The organism is Candidatus Pantoea bituminis, assembly GCF_018842675.1.
GTDB lineage: Bacteria > Pseudomonadota > Gammaproteobacteria > Enterobacterales > Enterobacteriaceae > Pantoea > Pantoea phytostimulans.
This window is the reverse complement of the sequence record NZ_JAGTWO010000004.1, coordinates 2,997,606-3,014,378: the sequence shown is the minus strand read 5'-3', so window position 1 is coordinate 3,014,378 and position 16,773 is coordinate 2,997,606. Positions and strand designations below refer to the sequence as shown.

General features: G+C 50.8%; 11 protein-coding genes and 3 pseudogenes. All 14 read left to right on the top strand.

The window, feature by feature from the left end; translation table 11 throughout:
• Window positions 1–81: 81 nt before the first annotated feature.
• Window positions 82–807, top strand: coding sequence for a UMP kinase (gene pyrH, locus KQP84_RS18085; RefSeq protein ID WP_128084920.1), 726 nt, complete (start codon window positions 82–84; stop codon window positions 805–807).
• Between the two features lie 143 nt (window positions 808–950).
• The gene (gene frr / locus KQP84_RS18080) at window positions 951–1,508 is read left to right on the top strand and encodes a ribosome recycling factor (RefSeq protein WP_215847570.1); all 558 of its coding nucleotides are present in this window, start codon (window positions 951–953) and stop codon (window positions 1,506–1,508) included.
• A 118-nt stretch (window positions 1,509–1,626) separates the two neighbouring features.
• The gene (gene ispC, locus KQP84_RS18075; RefSeq protein WP_215847569.1) at window positions 1,627–2,829 is read left to right on the top strand and encodes a 1-deoxy-D-xylulose-5-phosphate reductoisomerase; all 1,203 of its coding nucleotides are present in this window, start codon (window positions 1,627–1,629) and stop codon (window positions 2,827–2,829) included.
• Window positions 2,830–3,000: 171 nt separating this feature from the next.
• Window positions 3,001–3,752: pseudogene (gene ispU, locus KQP84_RS18070) on the top strand ((2E,6E)-farnesyl-diphosphate-specific ditrans,polycis-undecaprenyl-diphosphate synthase).
• Between the two features lie 18 nt (window positions 3,753–3,770).
• Complete coding sequence (gene cdsA / locus KQP84_RS18065; protein WP_215847568.1) at window positions 3,771–4,628, top strand: phosphatidate cytidylyltransferase; 858 nt, start codon at window positions 3,771–3,773, stop codon at window positions 4,626–4,628.
• Window positions 4,629–4,640: 12 nt separating this feature from the next.
• Complete coding sequence (gene rseP, locus KQP84_RS18060) at window positions 4,641–5,990, top strand: sigma E protease regulator RseP (RefSeq protein WP_215847567.1); 1,350 nt, start codon at window positions 4,641–4,643, stop codon at window positions 5,988–5,990.
• A gap of 51 nt (window positions 5,991–6,041) precedes the next feature.
• Window positions 6,042–8,447, top strand: coding sequence for an outer membrane protein assembly factor BamA (bamA, locus tag KQP84_RS18055; RefSeq protein WP_215847566.1), 2,406 nt, complete (start codon window positions 6,042–6,044; stop codon window positions 8,445–8,447).
• Window positions 8,448–8,559: 112 nt separating this feature from the next.
• Window positions 8,560–9,057 carry a molecular chaperone Skp gene (gene skp / locus KQP84_RS18050; RefSeq protein ID WP_215847565.1) on the top strand — a complete coding sequence of 166 codons (498 nt, stop codon included), beginning with the start codon at window positions 8,560–8,562 and terminating at the stop codon, window positions 9,055–9,057.
• A gap of 3 nt (window positions 9,058–9,060) precedes the next feature.
• Entirely contained in the window at window positions 9,061–10,083 is a 1,023-nt protein-coding gene (gene lpxD / locus KQP84_RS18045) for a UDP-3-O-(3-hydroxymyristoyl)glucosamine N-acyltransferase (RefSeq protein WP_215847564.1), read from the top strand.
• Window positions 10,084–10,234: 151 nt separating this feature from the next.
• A pseudogene (gene fabZ, locus KQP84_RS18040) lies at window positions 10,235–10,689 on the top strand (3-hydroxyacyl-ACP dehydratase FabZ).
• Window positions 10,690–10,692: 3 nt separating this feature from the next.
• The gene (gene lpxA / locus KQP84_RS18035) at window positions 10,693–11,481 is read left to right on the top strand and encodes an acyl-ACP--UDP-N-acetylglucosamine O-acyltransferase (protein WP_215847563.1); all 789 of its coding nucleotides are present in this window, start codon (window positions 10,693–10,695) and stop codon (window positions 11,479–11,481) included.
• A 3-nt stretch (window positions 11,482–11,484) separates the two neighbouring features.
• On the top strand, window positions 11,485–12,633 hold the full coding sequence (lpxB, locus tag KQP84_RS18030) for a lipid-A-disaccharide synthase (protein ID WP_215847562.1): 1,149 nt from the start codon (window positions 11,485–11,487) through the stop codon (window positions 12,631–12,633).
• Window positions 12,626–13,252 (top strand): ribonuclease HII, encoded by a 627-nt coding sequence (gene rnhB / locus KQP84_RS18025; RefSeq protein WP_252515302.1) that lies wholly within the window; start codon window positions 12,626–12,628, stop codon window positions 13,250–13,252. Before lpxB ends, rnhB begins: the two co-directional genes overlap by 8 nt.
• Before the next feature lie 31 nt (window positions 13,253–13,283).
• Window positions 13,284–16,764 (top strand): annotated as a pseudogene (gene dnaE / locus KQP84_RS18020) (DNA polymerase III subunit alpha).
• Window positions 16,765–16,773: the final 9 nt, after the last annotated feature.

Sequence of the window (16,773 nt, the reverse complement as noted above, 5' to 3'; positions counted from 1 at the left end):
AATAGCAATTTCATTGCGGTAAGCGGATGATCGATCAGATTTTACTTCTCCTTTTCATCATATCTTCCAGGAAGAATTGCCATGGCGACCAACGCAAAACCTGTTTATCAACGTATCCTGCTAAAACTGAGTGGCGAAGCACTGCAAGGCGCCGAAGGTTTTGGTATTGACGCGAGTGTGCTTGACCGCATGGCACAAGAGGTGAAAGAGCTGGTCGAACTGGGCATCCAGGTTGGCGTCGTGATTGGCGGCGGTAACTTGTTCCGTGGTGCTGGTCTTGCACAAGCTGGCATGAATCGCGTTGTAGGCGATCACATGGGCATGCTGGCGACCGTGATGAACGGCCTGGCGATGCGTGATGCGCTGCACCGTGCATATGTTAATGCGCGCCTGATGTCTGCAATTCCACTGAATGGCGTGTGTGACAATTACAGCTGGGCCGAAGCTATCAGCCTGTTGCGGAATAACCGTGTTGTGATTTTCTCTGCGGGTACGGGTAATCCTTTCTTCACCACTGACTCTGCAGCTTGCCTGCGCGGCATCGAGATTGAAGCCGACGTGGTATTGAAAGCGACCAAGGTTGACGGCGTTTACTCAGCCGATCCAGTGAAAAATCCCGATGCGACACTTTACGAACAATTGACCTATGCTGAAGTGCTGGATCAAGAGCTGAAAGTGATGGATCTTGCTGCCTTTACGCTGGCGCGTGACCATAAATTGCCGATTCGCGTCTTCAACATGAATAAGCCTGGCGCGTTGCGCCGCGTAGTGATGGGTGAAAAAGAAGGTACCCTGATTACGCATTAATACCCGAGGCGAGATAAAATAAGGTATATTCTGTCAGCGCGGTGACAATTCATCGCGCACCAGTCAGGATTATCGATGATTATCGATCCCGCTTCCGGTTATGCCGGAACTGGCCAGGTCAAACCGAATCCAAGGGTTTCAACGTGATTAACGACATCAAAAAAGATGCTGATATGCGCATGGACAAATGCGTGGAAGCATTCAAAAACACCATCAGCAAAATACGCACGGGCCGTGCTTCACCTTCGCTGCTCGACGGTATCATCGTCGAATATTACGGCACGCCGACGCCGCTGCGTCAGCTGGCTTCTGTTACCGTAGAAGACTCACGCACGCTGAAAATCAACGTGTTTGATCGCTCACTCGGCCCAGCCGTTGAGAAAGCGATCATGACGTCTGATCTCGGTCTGAACCCAAGTTCAGCCGGTACAGACATCCGTGTTCCGCTGCCTGCGTTAACCGAAGAACGTCGTAAAGATTTGATTAAAATCGTGCGCGGCGAAGCCGAGCAGGGCCGAGTGTCGGTACGTAACGTCCGCCGCGATGCCAACGATAAAATCAAAGCATTGCTGAAAGATAAAGAGATCAGCGAAGACGACGAGCGTCGTACGCAAGACGAGATTCAAAAAATGACCGATGCACACATCAAGAATGTTGATGCTGCTCTGTCAGAAAAAGAGAAAGAGCTGATGGATTTCTAATCCCATCACTGCCAGACAAAACGCCGTACAGATGAAGTATTCTCTCGAATACGCTATCTGGCGGCGTTTTACATTGTGCTTCTTAGCACGGCCTTTTTGACTTCACATGGACAGCATAATGAAGCATCTAACTCTGCTAGGTTCAACCGGTTCGATTGGCGTCAGCACGCTGGCGGTAATTCGCGCTAATCCAAATTTATATCAGGTAACCGCATTGGTTGCCGGTCACAACGTTGATTTGATGGCTGAACAGTGCGCAACTTTTCAACCACGCTATGCGGCGATGGCCGATGAAACTTCAGCAGCGGCGCTGCGTGAACGACTGAGAGCACTCAAGGTAAATACCGAAGTGCTCTCCGGCGTTCAGGCGGCTTGCGAACTGGCGGCATTGGACGACGTCGATCAGGTCATGGCGGCGATTGTTGGTGCATCGGGTTTACTCCCCACGCTGGCCGCTATTCGCGCCAGTAAAACTGTCCTGTTGGCGAATAAAGAATCCCTTGTCACCTGCGGCCGTTTGTTTATGGAGGCTGTACGTCAACATAACGCGCAATTACTGCCCGTCGACAGCGAGCATAACGCCATTTTTCAGAGTTTACCGGCTTCCATCCAGCATCAGTTAGGTTACGCTGACCTCCAGGATAATGGCATTGAGTCGATTATTCTTACGGGATCAGGTGGTCCTTTTCGTGACACGCAATTAACCGATCTGGCGGGTATGTCGCCCGATCAGGCATGTGCACATCCGAACTGGTCAATGGGGCGAAAAATCTCTGTTGATTCAGCCACCATGATGAATAAAGGTCTTGAATACATTGAAGCCCGTTGGTTGTTTAACGCTAGCGCAGCGCAGATGGAAGTGATTTTGCATCCGCAATCGGTCATTCACTCCATGGTGCGTTACTGCGATGGGAGCGTGTTAGCCCAGCTGGGTTCTCCCGATATGCGTACGCCGATTGCTCACAGCATGGCGTGGCCAGCGCGTATCAAGGCGGGCGTCACGCCGCTGGACTTCACCCGCATGTCGGCGTTGACATTCGCAGAACCCGATTATGGTCGCTATCCGTGTTTGAAACTGGCCATTGATGCCTGTGAAGCCGGACAAGCGGCGACCACCACGCTTAACGCCGCCAATGAGGTTGCCGTCGCGGCTTTCCTGAGTCACCAGATCCGCTTCACTGATATTGCGGCACTTAATAGTGAGGTGCTGGCAGCGCAAACGTGTCAGGAACCGGATTCGGTGGACGCAGTCCTTGAAATCGATCGCATAGCGCGCAAAGTTGCAACAGAAATGTTGCCGCGCGTCACGTCATTACGTTGATCGCGCCGAGGCTGTTTGTTCACTTCCGGTGAAACTGGTATAGTCGCTGGCTCGCGTTTCACGGTCTGACACCGAATTCGGTGTGGCCCGACATAGAGTGTCGGGATTTGTACCGAGCGCAATGTATTCAGAAACCACAGCATTTCTGATGAAAGGAATTGATTACGCGTTATGTCGTCTAACAATCAAAACAACACCGATGACCAACAGGGAAACGGTCCACGTCATGTTGCTATCATTATGGATGGCAATGGTCGCTGGGCTAAAAATCAGGGAAAATTGCGTATAACCGGTCACAAAGCCGGTGTGAAGTCGGTACGACGTGCCGTTAGCTTTGCTGTCAGCAACAATTTAGAATCCTTGACGCTGTACGCCTTCAGTAGCGAAAACTGGAGCCGCCCAGCGCAAGAGGTGACTGCCTTAATGGAATTGTTTGTCTGGGCACTCGACAGTGAAGTGAAGAGCCTGCACAAACACAATGTTCGTTTACGTATTATCGGCGATATTAGTCGTTTCAGTGCCCGCATCCAGGAACGTATTCGTCGTTCTGAAATGCTGACTGAAAATAACGATGGTTTGACCCTTAACATTGCCGCCAACTATGGTGGGCGTTGGGATATCATCGAAGGCGTAAAAAAACTGGCAGAACAGGTTCAGGAAGGATTATTACGTCCTGACCAAATTACCGAAGAGAATCTGGCACCGCACCTGTGTATGCAGGATCAAGCGCCAGTGGATTTAGTGATAAGGACCGGGGAGAGCATCGGATTAGCAACTTCCTGCTGTGGCAAATTGCCTATGCTGAATTCTATTTTACCGATGTTCTTTGGCCTGATTTCGATGAACACGTTTTTGAAGGTGCACTGAATGCATTCTCTCTGCGGGAGCGACGCTATGGCGGCGCTGCACCAGGCGGCGCCTGAGCAATCTGGGGGTAACCTTTGCTGAAGTCTCGTCTGATTACCGCGTTTATTCTAATACCGCTGGTGATTGCTGCGCTGTTCTGGTTACCGCCCGTTGGTTTTGCGATTACAACCATCATTATCTGCATGCTGGCCGCCTGGGAATGGGGGCAGCTTGCGGGCATGGCATCCCGTCAACAACGCATCTGGTTAGCCGTACTTTGTGGCTTATTGCTGTCGCTGATGCTTTTTACACTTCCTCCCTATCAGCATGATGTCCATCTGCCGCAGGTGGAAATTTCTCTTTGGGCGTCATTAGTGTGGTGGGTTGTAGCGCTTTTACTGGTGCTCTGTTATCCCGCTTCTGCAGCATTATGGCGTCATTCGCGCCCGCTGCGCCTACTGTTTGGCATCTTAACCATTATCCCCTTCTTCTGGGGCATGCTTGCACTGCGCCAATATCATTACGACAGCGATCACTTCGCGGGAGCCTGGTGGCTGCTGTTTGTTATGTTTCTGGTATGGGGTGCGGATTCAGGTGCGTTTATGTTCGGCAAACTGTTTGGTAAACATAAGCTGGCACCAAAAGTTTCACCCGGTAAAACCTGGGAAGGCTTTATTGGTGGTCTGATTTCTTCAGCCATCATTGCATTATTATTTGCTAGTCTGGCGCCGTTGAGCGTGCCTGTCGGTACGCTGGTCATTTGCGCCGTCATCGCGACATTAGCCTCGGCGCTAGGTGATCTCACCGAGAGCATGTTCAAACGTGAAGCGGGTATTAAAGACAGTGGCAATTTGATTCCTGGCCACGGTGGTATTCTTGACCGCATTGATAGTCTGACCGCAGCCGTGCCGGTTTTTGCCTGTTTATTGCTATTGGTGTTCCGCACCCTCTGAGGACAGGCAAAGATGTTGAGCATACTCTGGAGTTTCGTCGCCTTTATCGTTGCACTTGGCGTATTGATTACCGTGCATGAATTTGGCCATTTTTGGGTAGCGCGCCGTTGCGGTGTGCACGTTGAACGTTTCTCTGTTGGCTTCGGTAAAACACTGTGGCGACGTCAGGATCGTCACGGCACCGAATTTGTTATTGCTCTTATTCCCCTTGGCGGTTACGTCAAAATGCTCGACGAGCGCGTCGAGAGCGTTCCTGCGGAGCTGCGCCATCAGGCTTTTAATAACAAAGCTATATGGCAGCGCGCCTCAATTATTGCGGCAGGTCCTGTCGCAAACTTCATCTTCGCCATCTTGGCTTACTGGGTTGTGTTTATTCACGGCGTACCCGGTGTGCGCCCAGTAATTGGTGAAATATTAAACGGATCGGTCGCTGCTGAAGCGCAAATTGCGCCGGGTATGGAACTTAAGGCCGTTGACGGTATCGAAACGCCTGATTGGGATGCTGTGCGTATGGAGCTGGTAGGAAAAATCGGCGACAGCGCAACCACGTTAACGGTGGCGCGTTTTGGTGAACAGGCAACTCAGCAGAAACAGCTTGATCTGCGTAACTGGCATTTTGAGCCTGATAAGCAAGATCCGATTGTGGCATTGGGTATTCGACCACGTGGACCGCAGCTTGAAACTACGTTGGCAGAAGTGCAGGCGAACTCCCCAGCCAGTGAAGCTGGTTTGCAAGCTGGTGACAGGATCGTTAAAGTCGATGGTCAGCCATTATCGCAGTGGCAGGTTTTTGTCACACAGGTGAGAGATAATCCTGGCAAAAGCATGGCACTTGAGGTTGTTCGTAATGGTGAATCGGTGCAGTTAGCCATGACACCTGAAGCGAAGCCGGGAGCGAAAACGGAAGGATTTGCGGGTGTGATCCCACGTATCATTCCGCTGCCGGAAGAATATAAAACGGTACGACAGTATGGCGCGTTCGCAGCTGTTGGTGAGGCCAGTGTAAAAACCTGGCAACTGATGAAGCTAACTGTTTCCATGCTGGGCAAGTTAATAACCGGTGATGTGAAGTTAAACAATCTGAGCGGGCCGATTTCTATCGCGCAAGGTGCAGGATTGTCAGCAGAGTACGGGATGATTTACTACCTGATGTTCTTAGCGTTGATTAGCGTCAACCTTGGCATCATCAACCTGTTCCCTCTCCCGGTTTTAGATGGTGGGCACTTGCTCTTTCTGGCGATCGAAAAGATCAAAGGTGGACCGGTGTCCGAACGAGTTCAGGACTTTAGTTATCGCATTGGCTCAATCTTGCTGGTGTTGTTAATGGGGCTTGCACTTTTCAATGATTTCTCACGTCTGTAATAGCTGGATAGCGGACAGACGAGGGATGTGTTAGGAAAACGCATAATAACGATGGCGATGAAAAAGTTGCTCATAGCGTCGCTGCTGTTTAGCAGCGCCACCGTTTACGGTGCAGACGGTTTCGTGGTGAAGGATATTCATTTCGAAGGGCTGCAGCGAGTCGCCGTCGGCGCGGCTCTGCTGAGCATGCCGGTACGGGTTGGCGATACGGTGTCTGACGATGACGTCAGAAATACGATTCGCTCGCTGTTCGCTACTGGCAACTTTGAGGATGTTCAGGTCCTGCGAGACGGTAATACGCTGATTGTCCAGGTCAAAGAACGTCCTACCATTGCCAGCATTACCTTCACCGGTAACAAAGCGGTGAAAGAGGATCAGCTCAAACAGAATCTTGAAGCATCAGGTGTTCGTGTCGGCGAAGCGCTGGACCGCACCATGCTCTCTTCAATCGAGAAAGGACTTGAAGACTTTTACTACAGCGTCGGTAAATACACCGCCAGCGTAAAAGCGGTCGTTACGCCGTTGCCACGCAACCGTGTCGACTTGAAGCTGGTGTTTACTGAAGGTGTTTCTGCAAAAATTCAGCAGATAAACATCGTTGGTAACAAAGCGTTCAGTTCCGATGAACTCATTTCACGTTTCCAGCTGCGCGACGAAGTGCCGTGGTGGAACGTGGTAGGCGATCGCAAATATCAGAAACAGAAACTGGCGGGCGATCTTGAAACCCTACGCAGCTTCTACCTTGATCGCGGTTACGCACGCTTTAATATCGACTCAACGCAAGTGAGCCTGACGCCAGATAAAAAAGGCATTTACATCACCGTGAACATCAACGAAGGCGATCAGTACAAGATTGCTGGCGTGATTGTGAATGGCAGCATGGCGGGCCACTCGGCAGAAATCGAACATCTGACCAAAATCCCTGCGGGCGAGCTGTATAACGGCACCAAAGTGACGCAGATGGAAGATGATATCAAAAAGCTGCTGGGCCGTTATGGTTATGCCTATCCGCGCGTTGTTACACAGCCGGAAATTAACGATGCTGATAAAACAGTAAAACTGCATATTAATGTCGATGCCGGCAACCGTTACTACGTGCGCAATGTTCGCTTTGAAGGGAACGACACGTCGAAAGACTCCGTATTGCGCCGTGAAATGCGTCAGATGGAAGGTGCATGGCTGGGCAGCGATTTGGTCGATCAGGGTAAAGAGCGTCTGAACCGCACCGGCTATTTTGAGACAGTTGATGTCGATACGCAGCGCGTGCCGGGTTCTCCTGATCAGGTCGACGTGGTTTATAAAGTTAAAGAGCGTAACACCGGTACCTTCAACTTTGGTGTGGGTTACGGTACGGAAAGCGGCGTCAGCTTCCAGGTTGGCGTCACGCAGGACAACTGGCTTGGCACCGGTAATACCGTCGGTATCAGCGGTACCAAAAACGATTACCAGACCTATGCCGAGTTCTCGCTTACCGATCCTTATTTCACGGTTGATGGGGTGAGCTTAGGCGGTCGTCTGTTCTATAACGACTTTAAAGCTGACGATGCTGATCTCTCCGACTACACCAACAAAAGTTACGGTTTAGACGGTACGCTGGGCTTCCCGATTAACGAGAACAACACGCTGCGCGTGGGATTAGGTTATGTACACAACGACCTGTCTAACATGCAACCACAAGTTGCTATGTGGCGTTATCTCGACTCGGTTGGTAAACCACAACAGCTTAACGATGAAGGTGATTTCTCTGCGGATGACTTCACCTTTAACTATGGTTGGACGTACAACACGCTGGACCGCGGCTTCTTCCCAACCGCAGGTAACCGCACTAACCTGAATGGTAAAGTCACTATTCCAGGTTCTGATAACAGCTTCTATAAAGTGACGCTGGACAGCCAACAGTACATGCCGATCAACCAAGATCGTACTTGGGTGCTGTTAGGTCGTGGTCGTGTAGGCTACGGTGACGGCTTGAGTGGCAAAGAATTGCCATTCTATGAGAACTTCTATGCGGGTGGTTCAAGTACTGTGCGTGGTTTCCAGTCGAATACGATTGGTCCTAAGGCCGCGTATTTGAATGATAACTCGTCTACTTGTTCTGGCACGAACAGAATCTGTAACTCAGATGATGCTGTAGGTGGTAACGCAATGGCGATCGCCAGCCTTGAGCTGATTACACCGACGCCGTTCCTGAGTGAGAAATACTCTAACTCAGTGCGTACTTCACTGTTTGTTGATGCCGGTACCGCATGGGATACCAAGTGGGAAAATACTGACGATACACGCGCTGCTGACGTGCCGGACTACAGCGATCCAAGTAACATTCGTGTATCAAGCGGTATCGCTTTGCAATGGATGTCGCCGTTGGGTCCGCTGGTGTTCTCTTACGCCCAGCCGATCAAGAAATACGAGGGAGACAAATCAGAGCAATTCCAGTTTAACATTGGTAAAACCTGGTAATGTTCTGAGCATGGATGCATAAGCTAGAGTATTGCCGCCGGGCAGCTGCTAACAGCTGTTCCGGGGCAAACACTGTGTCGCTGACACAAACGTTGATGGTAAGGAGTTTATAGTGAAAAAGTTGTTGTGTGCCGCCGGTCTGGGTCTTGCTTTAGCGGTTTCCGCTGGTGTTCAGGCTGCTGACAAAATTGCAGTGGTAAACGTGTCCAGCATTTTCCAACAGTTACCGCAACGTGCGACTGTTGCTAAACAGCTGGAAAATGAGTTCAAAGGCCGTGCAACCGAGTTGCAAAGCCAGGAGCGCGATCTGCAGACTAAAATGCAGCGCCTGCAGCGTGACGGTTCTACCATGAAGGCCAGCGAACGTAGCCGCATGGAAAAAGACGTCATGTCACAGCGTGAAACCTTCTCAACCAAAGCGCAGGCTTTTGAGCAAGACAATCGCCGTCGTCAGACGGAAGAGCGTAACAAACTGCTGAGCCGTATTCAGGACGCAGTGAAGAAAGTTGCTGATGACGATGGTTACGACGTAGTCATCGACGCTAATGCTGTGGCTTACGCTTCAAACGCGAAAGACATTACTGCAGACGTGCTGAAACAGGTTAAATAATCGATGTCATCTATTCGACTGGCTGATTTAGCCCAGCAGTTGGATGCAGAATTGCACGGAGATGGCGATATCGTCATCTCCGGCATTGCTTCTATGCAATCCGCCACAACTGGCCAAATCACTTTTCTTGCAAACAGCCGTTACCGCGAGCAACTCGCCCTGATTAAGGCCTCAGCCGTGGTGCTGACGGAAGCGGATCTGGAGTGGTGCAACTCGGCAGCGTTGGTGGTGAAAAATCCTTACCTGACCTATGCGCGTATGGCGCAGCTGCTTGATACTACACCTCAGCCAGCCCAAAACCTCGCCCCCAGCGCCGTCATCGATCCCAGTGCAAAATTAGGCAACAACGTTTCAGTTGGAGCTAATGCGGTGATCGAGTCAGATGTTGAACTGGGTGATAATGTTGTTATCGGCGCAGGCTGCTTTGTGGGTAAAAAAACACGCATCGGCAGCGGTACGCGTTTATGGGCCAACGTTTCTATCTATCATGAGATTCAAATTGGTCAGGATTGTCTGATTCAGTCAGGCACAGTAATTGGTTCCGATGGTTTTGGTTACGCTAACGATCGCGGCAATTGGGTGAAAATCCCACAGCTGGGTGCGGTAATTATCGGCGATCGCGTCGAAATTGGGGCTTGTACCACCATTGATCGCGGCGCCTTGGATAACACTCTAATCGGCAATGGTGTTATCATAGACAACCAATGTCAGATCGCCCACAACGTGGTTATTGGTGACAATACCGCTGTTGCAGGTGGTGTGATCATGGCGGGTAGTTTGAAAATTGGTCGTTACTGTATGATTGGCGGTGCCAGCGTCATTAACGGCCATATGGAAATCTGTGACAAGGTGACCGTGACCGGTATGGGCATGGTGATGCGTCCTATTACAGAGCCTGGTGTATACTCCTCAGGCATTCCGCTACAACCTAACAAAACCTGGCGTAAAACTGCAGCGCTGGTGATGAACATCGATGAAATAAGCAAACGCTTAAAAGCCATCGAACGCAAAGTCGGTAAAGACTAAGCGGCATCCCAAACCTGCCCGGCTTTCATAATAAAAGTGTTAAGCAGGAAGCCAGGCGCCACGGAACCTATTTGCGGCCTGCGGAAGATCATGTTGATCTGTGCAGGCCGTGTTATTGATGTCATCAGATTTTTAGGACAGGAAGAGTATTTTGACTACTGAAACTCATACTCTGAAAATTGAAGAGATTTTAGAGCTGCTGCCGCACCGCTATCCGTTTTTGCTGGTTGACCGTGTGCTGGAATTTGAAGAGCACAAATACCTGCGTGCAGTGAAGAACGTTTCCGTAAATGAACCGTTTTTCCAGGGCCATTTCCTGGTAAACCGATTTTTCCTGGCGTTCTGATCCTTGAAGCGATGGCGCAGGCTACCGGTATTCTGGCGTTTAAAAGCGTCGGCAAACTGGAGCCGGGCGAGCTGTATTACTTCGCCGGTATCGATGATGCGCGTTTTAAACGTCCAGTCGTACCGGGCGATCAAATGATCATGGAAGTCACTTTCGAAAAAACCCGCCGTGGCCTGACTCGCTTCAAAGGCGTGGCGACCGTCGACGGTAAAATCGTTTGTGAAGCAACCATGATGTGTGCCCGCAGCCGGGAGGCATAATTCGTGATTGATCCAACCGCCAACATCCATCCCAGTTCTGTCATTGAAGATGGGGCCATTATTGGTCCCAATGTTCACATCGGCCCGTTCTGCTTTATTGGGGCAAATGTGGAGATTGGTGAAGGAACGGTACTTAAATCGCATGTGGTCGTTAACGGCCATACGCGCATTGGTAAAGATAACCAGATCTATCAGTTCGCCTCGATTGGCGAAGTGAATCAAGATCTGAAGTATGCCGGTGAGCCGACTCGCGTTGAGATTGGCGATCGCAACCGTATTCGCGAAAGCGTCACCATTCACCGTGGCACCATCCAGGGTGGACACGTCACGACGCTGGGTAGCGACAACCTGCTGATGGTTAATGCGCATATTGCGCATGATTGCGTAGTCGGCAATCGTTGCATTTTTGCTAATAATGCAACCCTTGGCGGTCATGTAACCGTGGATGATTTTGCCATTATTGGTGGCATGACGGCCGTGCATCAGTGGTGCACTATCGGTGCACATGTGATGGTTGGCGGTTGTTCAGGCGTGGCACAAGACGTGCCCCCTTACGTGATTGCGCAGGGCAACCACGCGACACCGTTTGGTATCAATATTGAAGGTCTGAAACGCCGTGGCTTCAGTAAAGAGTCACTGCACGCGATACGCAATGCATATAAATTGCTTTATCGTAGCGGAAGAACGCTGGATGAAGTGAAGCCGGAAATCGAAGAAATCGCTAAGCAGCACAGCGAAGTGCAGCCATTCTATGACTTCTTTGCCCGCTCAACCCGTGGATTAATTCGCTAATTCATGTCATCGCGTCCTTTAACGATAGCCATAATCGCCGGAGAAACCTCCGGCGATATTCTTGGCGCAGGCCTGATTCGTGCGCTTAAAGCGCGTCATCCTAATGCCCATTTCGTTGGTGTAGCGGGTCCGTTGATGCAAGCGGAAGGCTGCGAAACTTGGTACGAAATGGAAGAGTTGGCGGTGATGGGAATTGTGGAAGTGCTAGGTCGCTTACCGCGCCTGCTAAAAATCCGCCGCGATTTAACCCAACGATTTATCGATCTTAAACCGGATGTGTTCGTCGGTATTGATGCACCGGATTTCAATATCACGCTTGAAGGACGATTGAAGCGAGCGGGGATCCGCACTATTCATTACGTCAGCCCATCGGTGTGGGCATGGCGGCAAAAACGTGTATTCAAAATCGGTCGCAACACCAATCTGGTGTTGGCATTTTTACCGTTTGAAAAAGCTTTTTATGATCGCTTTGATGTACCTTGCCGTTTCATTGGCCATACCATGGCTGATGCTATGCCATTACAGCCAGATAAGCTTGCTGCTCGCCGCTACCTGGGTATTGCTGATGATGCGCTCTGTCTCGCGCTATTGCCTGGTAGTCGTGGGGCAGAAGTCGAGATGTTAAGCGGCGATTTTCTAAGAACAGCCCAACTGCTGCGTGTGCAATATCCTGCGTTGGAAATTGTTGTACCGCTGGTCAACGCAAAGCGCCGTGAACAATTTGAGCTGATAAAAGCCGAAGTTGCCCCAGAATTGCCTATGCATCTGCTGGATGGCAAAGGGCGTGAAGCAATGATTGCGAGCGATGCCGCATTGCTGGCATCGGGAACTGCCGCACTGGAATGTATGCTGGCAAAATGCCCCATGGTTGTTGGCTATCGCATGAAGCCTTTCACTTTCTGGTTGGCGAAACGGCTGGTAAAAACGCCGTATGTATCGTTGCCCAATTTATTGGCCGGACGTGAACTCGTTAAAGAGTTGCTGCAAGATGAATGTCAGCCTGAAGCGTTGGCGGCGGCTTTAGAGCCGTTGCTGCACCCCGGTGTTGAGCGCGACGAGTTGCTGAACAATTTCCATGAATTACACCAACAGATCCGCTGGAATGCCGATGAGCAAGCAGCGGATGCGGTACTGGAGATCGCTGATGTCTGATTTTATCTATCCTATTGCTAGCCTTATCGCGGGTGTAGACGAAGTCGGGCGTGGACCATTGGTTGGTGCGGTAGTTACCGCTGCGGTGATTCTCGATCCGGCGAAGCCGATCGTGGGTTTAGCTGACTCGAAAAAGTTATCCGAGAAACGTCGACTGGCGTTGTATGACGAAATCAAAGAGAAGGCGTTGTCATGGAGTTTAGGCCGCGCTGAACCAGAAGAGATCGATCAAATCAACATTCTGAACGCCACCATGCTCGCTATGCAACGCGCAGTAGCGGGGTTGTCGATAATGCCCGATTATGTCTTGATCGATGGAAATCGCTGCCCGGCGTTACCCATGCCTTCGCAAGCAGTAATAAAAGGCGACAGCCTGGTGGCAGAAATTAGCGCCGCATCCATTATTGCTAAAGTGACGCGCGATCGTGAAATGGCCGAGTTAGATCTGCTGTTTCCGCAATATGGATTTGCTCAGCATAAAGGCTATCCAACTGCGCTGCATATGGAAAAACTGACGCAGTACGGTGCGACACCGCACCATCGCCGCAGCTTTGCGCCGGTGCGTAATGTCCTTATCGACGCCGAAGTGCTGGCTACGTGCCAGACAACCACGCTTTAATAGCCTGACACTGTTTTAATCGGAAACTGATATGGCTGAACCTCGTTTTATACATTTGCGTGTCCACAGCGACTATTCGATGGTCGATGGCTTGGCGAAAACCGGGCCATTGATCAAGAAAGCGGCTGCTTTGGGTATGCCTGCTATTGCGATTACCGACTATACCAACCTGTGCGGGTTAGTGAAGTTCTATGGCAGCGCGCATGGCGCAGGGATAAAGCCCGTAATCGGTGCTGACTTTAGCGTTGCCAGCGAACTGATGGGCGATGAATTAACGCAGTTGACAGTGTTAGCCAGCAACAATGTCGGTTATCAAAATCTTACTTTACTCATTTCGCGTGCCTACCAGCGTGGTTATGGCATTGCCGGCCCAGTCATTGACCGTGACTGGTTGGTTGAGTTACAGGAAGGCTTAATTCTGCTTTCAGGGGGACGCTGTGGTGATGTGGGCCGCTGCCTGTTACGTGGTAATACCGGTCTGGTTTCGCAATGCCTGAATTTTTATCAACAGCATTTTGCCGATCGCTATTATCTTGAGCTTACACGCACCGGACGTCAGGATGAAGAAAGCTATCTGCATGCAGCCGTTGAGCTAGCCATCGCCGAAGGCATTCCAGTCGTAGCGACCAACGAAGTTTGCTTCATTAATGAAGAAGATTTTGACGCACACGAAATCCGCGTTGCTATTCACGATGGTTACACGCTGGATGATCCTAAACGTCCACGCAAATACAGTCCTCAGCAATACATGCGTAGCGAAGAGGAGATGTGCGAGCTGTTCTCGGACATCCCTGAAGCGCTGGAAAACAGCGTAGAGATTGCTAAGCGTTGTAACGTTACGGTGCGGTTGGGCGAATACTTCTTGCCACAATTTCCGACCGGCGAAATGACCACCGAAGATTTCCTGGTAATGAAGTCGCGTGAAGGGTTAGAAGAGCGTCTCGAATTCTTGTTCCCAGACGAAGCCGTTCGCGCTGAGAAACGCCCAGAATATGATGAACGCCTGGAAATAGAGCTTAACGTAATCAACCAGATGGGCTTCCCCGGCTACTTCCTGATCGTAATGGAATTTATCCAGTGGTCGAAAGATAACGGCGTACCCGTCGGGCCGGGTCGTGGTTCTGGTGCTGGCTCTTTGGTGGCGTATGCACTAAAAATTACCGATCTCGATCCGCTGGAGTTTGATCTGCTATTCGAACGCTTCCTCAATCCGGAACGTGTATCGATGCCAGACTTCGACGTCGACTTCTGTATGGAGAAGCGCGATCAGGTTATTGAGCACGTTGCCGATATGTATGGCCGCGAAGCGGTATCGCAAATCATCACCTTCGGTACCATGGCGGCAAAAGCGGTTATTCGTGACGTAGGGCGTGTATTGGGCCATCCATACGGTTTCGTTGATCGCATTTCTAAACTCATTCCACCTGATCCTGGCATGACGCTGGAAAAAGCATTTGCTGCTGAACCGCAGTTGCCAGAAATTTACGAGGCGGATGAAGAAGTCCGGGCGCTGATTGACATGGCGCGCAAGCTGGAAGGCGTGACGCGAAATGCCGGTAAACACGCCGGTGGTGTTGTTATCGCACCCACTAAAATCACCGATTTTGCACCGCTTTATTGCGATGAGAACGGCCAGAATCCACTGACTCAGTTTGATAAAAATGATGTTGAATATGCTGGCTTGGTGAAGTTCGACTTCCTTGGCCTGCGTACCTTAACCATCATTAACTGGGCGCTGGAAATGATCAACGCCCGACGCGAGAAGCAGGGCGAGCCGCCCATCGATATTGCGGCGATTCCGTTAGAAGACAAGAAAAGTTTCGATATGCTGCAGCGCGCGGAGACCACAGCGGTTTTCCAGCTTGAATCGCGCGGCATGAAAGATTTGATCAAACGCCTTAAGCCTGACTGTTTTGAAGACATGATCGCATTGGTGGCGCTGTTCCGTCCTGGGCCGCTGCAATCGGGCATGGTGGATAACTTTATCGACCGTAAACATGGTCGCGAAGCGATTTCCTATCCAGATATTCAGTGGCAGCACGACACGCTGAAGCCAGTGCTGGAACCAACTTATGGCATCATCCTGTATCAAGAACAGGTGATGCAGATCGCCCAAGAACTTTCCGGTTATACCCTTGGCGGTGCAGATATGCTGCGTCGCGCGATGGGTAAAAAGAAACCGGAAGAGATGGCCAAGCAGCGTTCTGTCTTTAAAGATGGCGCGGAGCGGATGGGCGTCGACGGCGAGCTGTCGATGAAAATCTTCGACCTGGTCGAAAAGTTTGCTGGCTACGGCTTTAACAAATCGCACTCCGCTGCTTATGCATTGGTTTCCTATCAAACGCTGTGGCTAAAAGCGCACTATCCAGCCGAATTCATGGCAGCAGTAATGACTGCCGATATGGATAACACAGAGAAAGTGGTTGGGCTGGTGGATGAATGCTGGCGCATGGGACTGAAGGTCTTGCCGCCAGATATTAACTCTGGCTTGTATCAGTTCCATGTTAATCCAGAAGGGGAGATCGTTTACGGTATTGGCGCGATCAAAGGCGTCGGCGAAGGCCCAATTGAAGCGATCATTGATGCGCGTAACGAAGGTGGCTATTTCCGCGAGCTGTTCGATCTCTGTGCGCGCACTGACACGAAAAAATCAACCGTCGCGTGATGGAAAAATTGATCATGTCCGGTGCGTTTGATCGCCTTGGCCCGCACCGCGCCGCGCTGATGAGTTCGCTCAGCGATGCGCTAAAAGCTGCCGATCAACATGCCAAAGCCGAAGCGATTGGCCAGGCGGATATGTTTGGTGTATTGGCGGAAGAGCCGGAGCAGGTTGAAAAGTCTTACGCGAGCGTCACACCGTGGCCTGAACAGGTCCAACTGGATGGTGAACGTGAAACGTTGGGACTGTATCTTACCGGTCATCCCATCAACCAGTATTTGAAAGAAATTGAGCGCTATGTCGGCGGTGTACGTCTTAAAGATATGCATCCCACCGATCGTGGTAAAATTACTGTCGCGGCCGGTCTGGTGATTGCCGCGCGTGTAATGGTGACTAAGCGCGGCAACCGAATTGGTATTTGTACTTTGGACGATCGTTCCGGTCGTCTGGAAGTCATGTTATTTACCGATGCGTTAGATAAATACCAGCAGTTGCTGGAGAAAGACCGTATCCTGATCGTCAGCGGACAGGTCAGCTTTGATGACTTCAGTGGAGGCCTTAAAATGACCGCCCGCGAAATCATGGACATTGACGAAGCACGCGAAAAATATGCGCGTGGTCTTGCTATCTCGCTGACGGACAGGCAAATTGATGACCAGCTATTAAACCGACTCCGCCAGTCCCTGAACCTCATCGATCAGGGACCATTCCGGTGCATCTCTACTATCAGAGAGCCGACGCGCGTGCCAAGCTGCGCTTTGGTGCAGCGTGGCGAATTTCGCCTAGCGATCGTTTACTTAATGATCTGCGGTCGTTGATCGGATCGGAGCAGGTAGAACTGGAGTTTGACTAAAACAGGAAC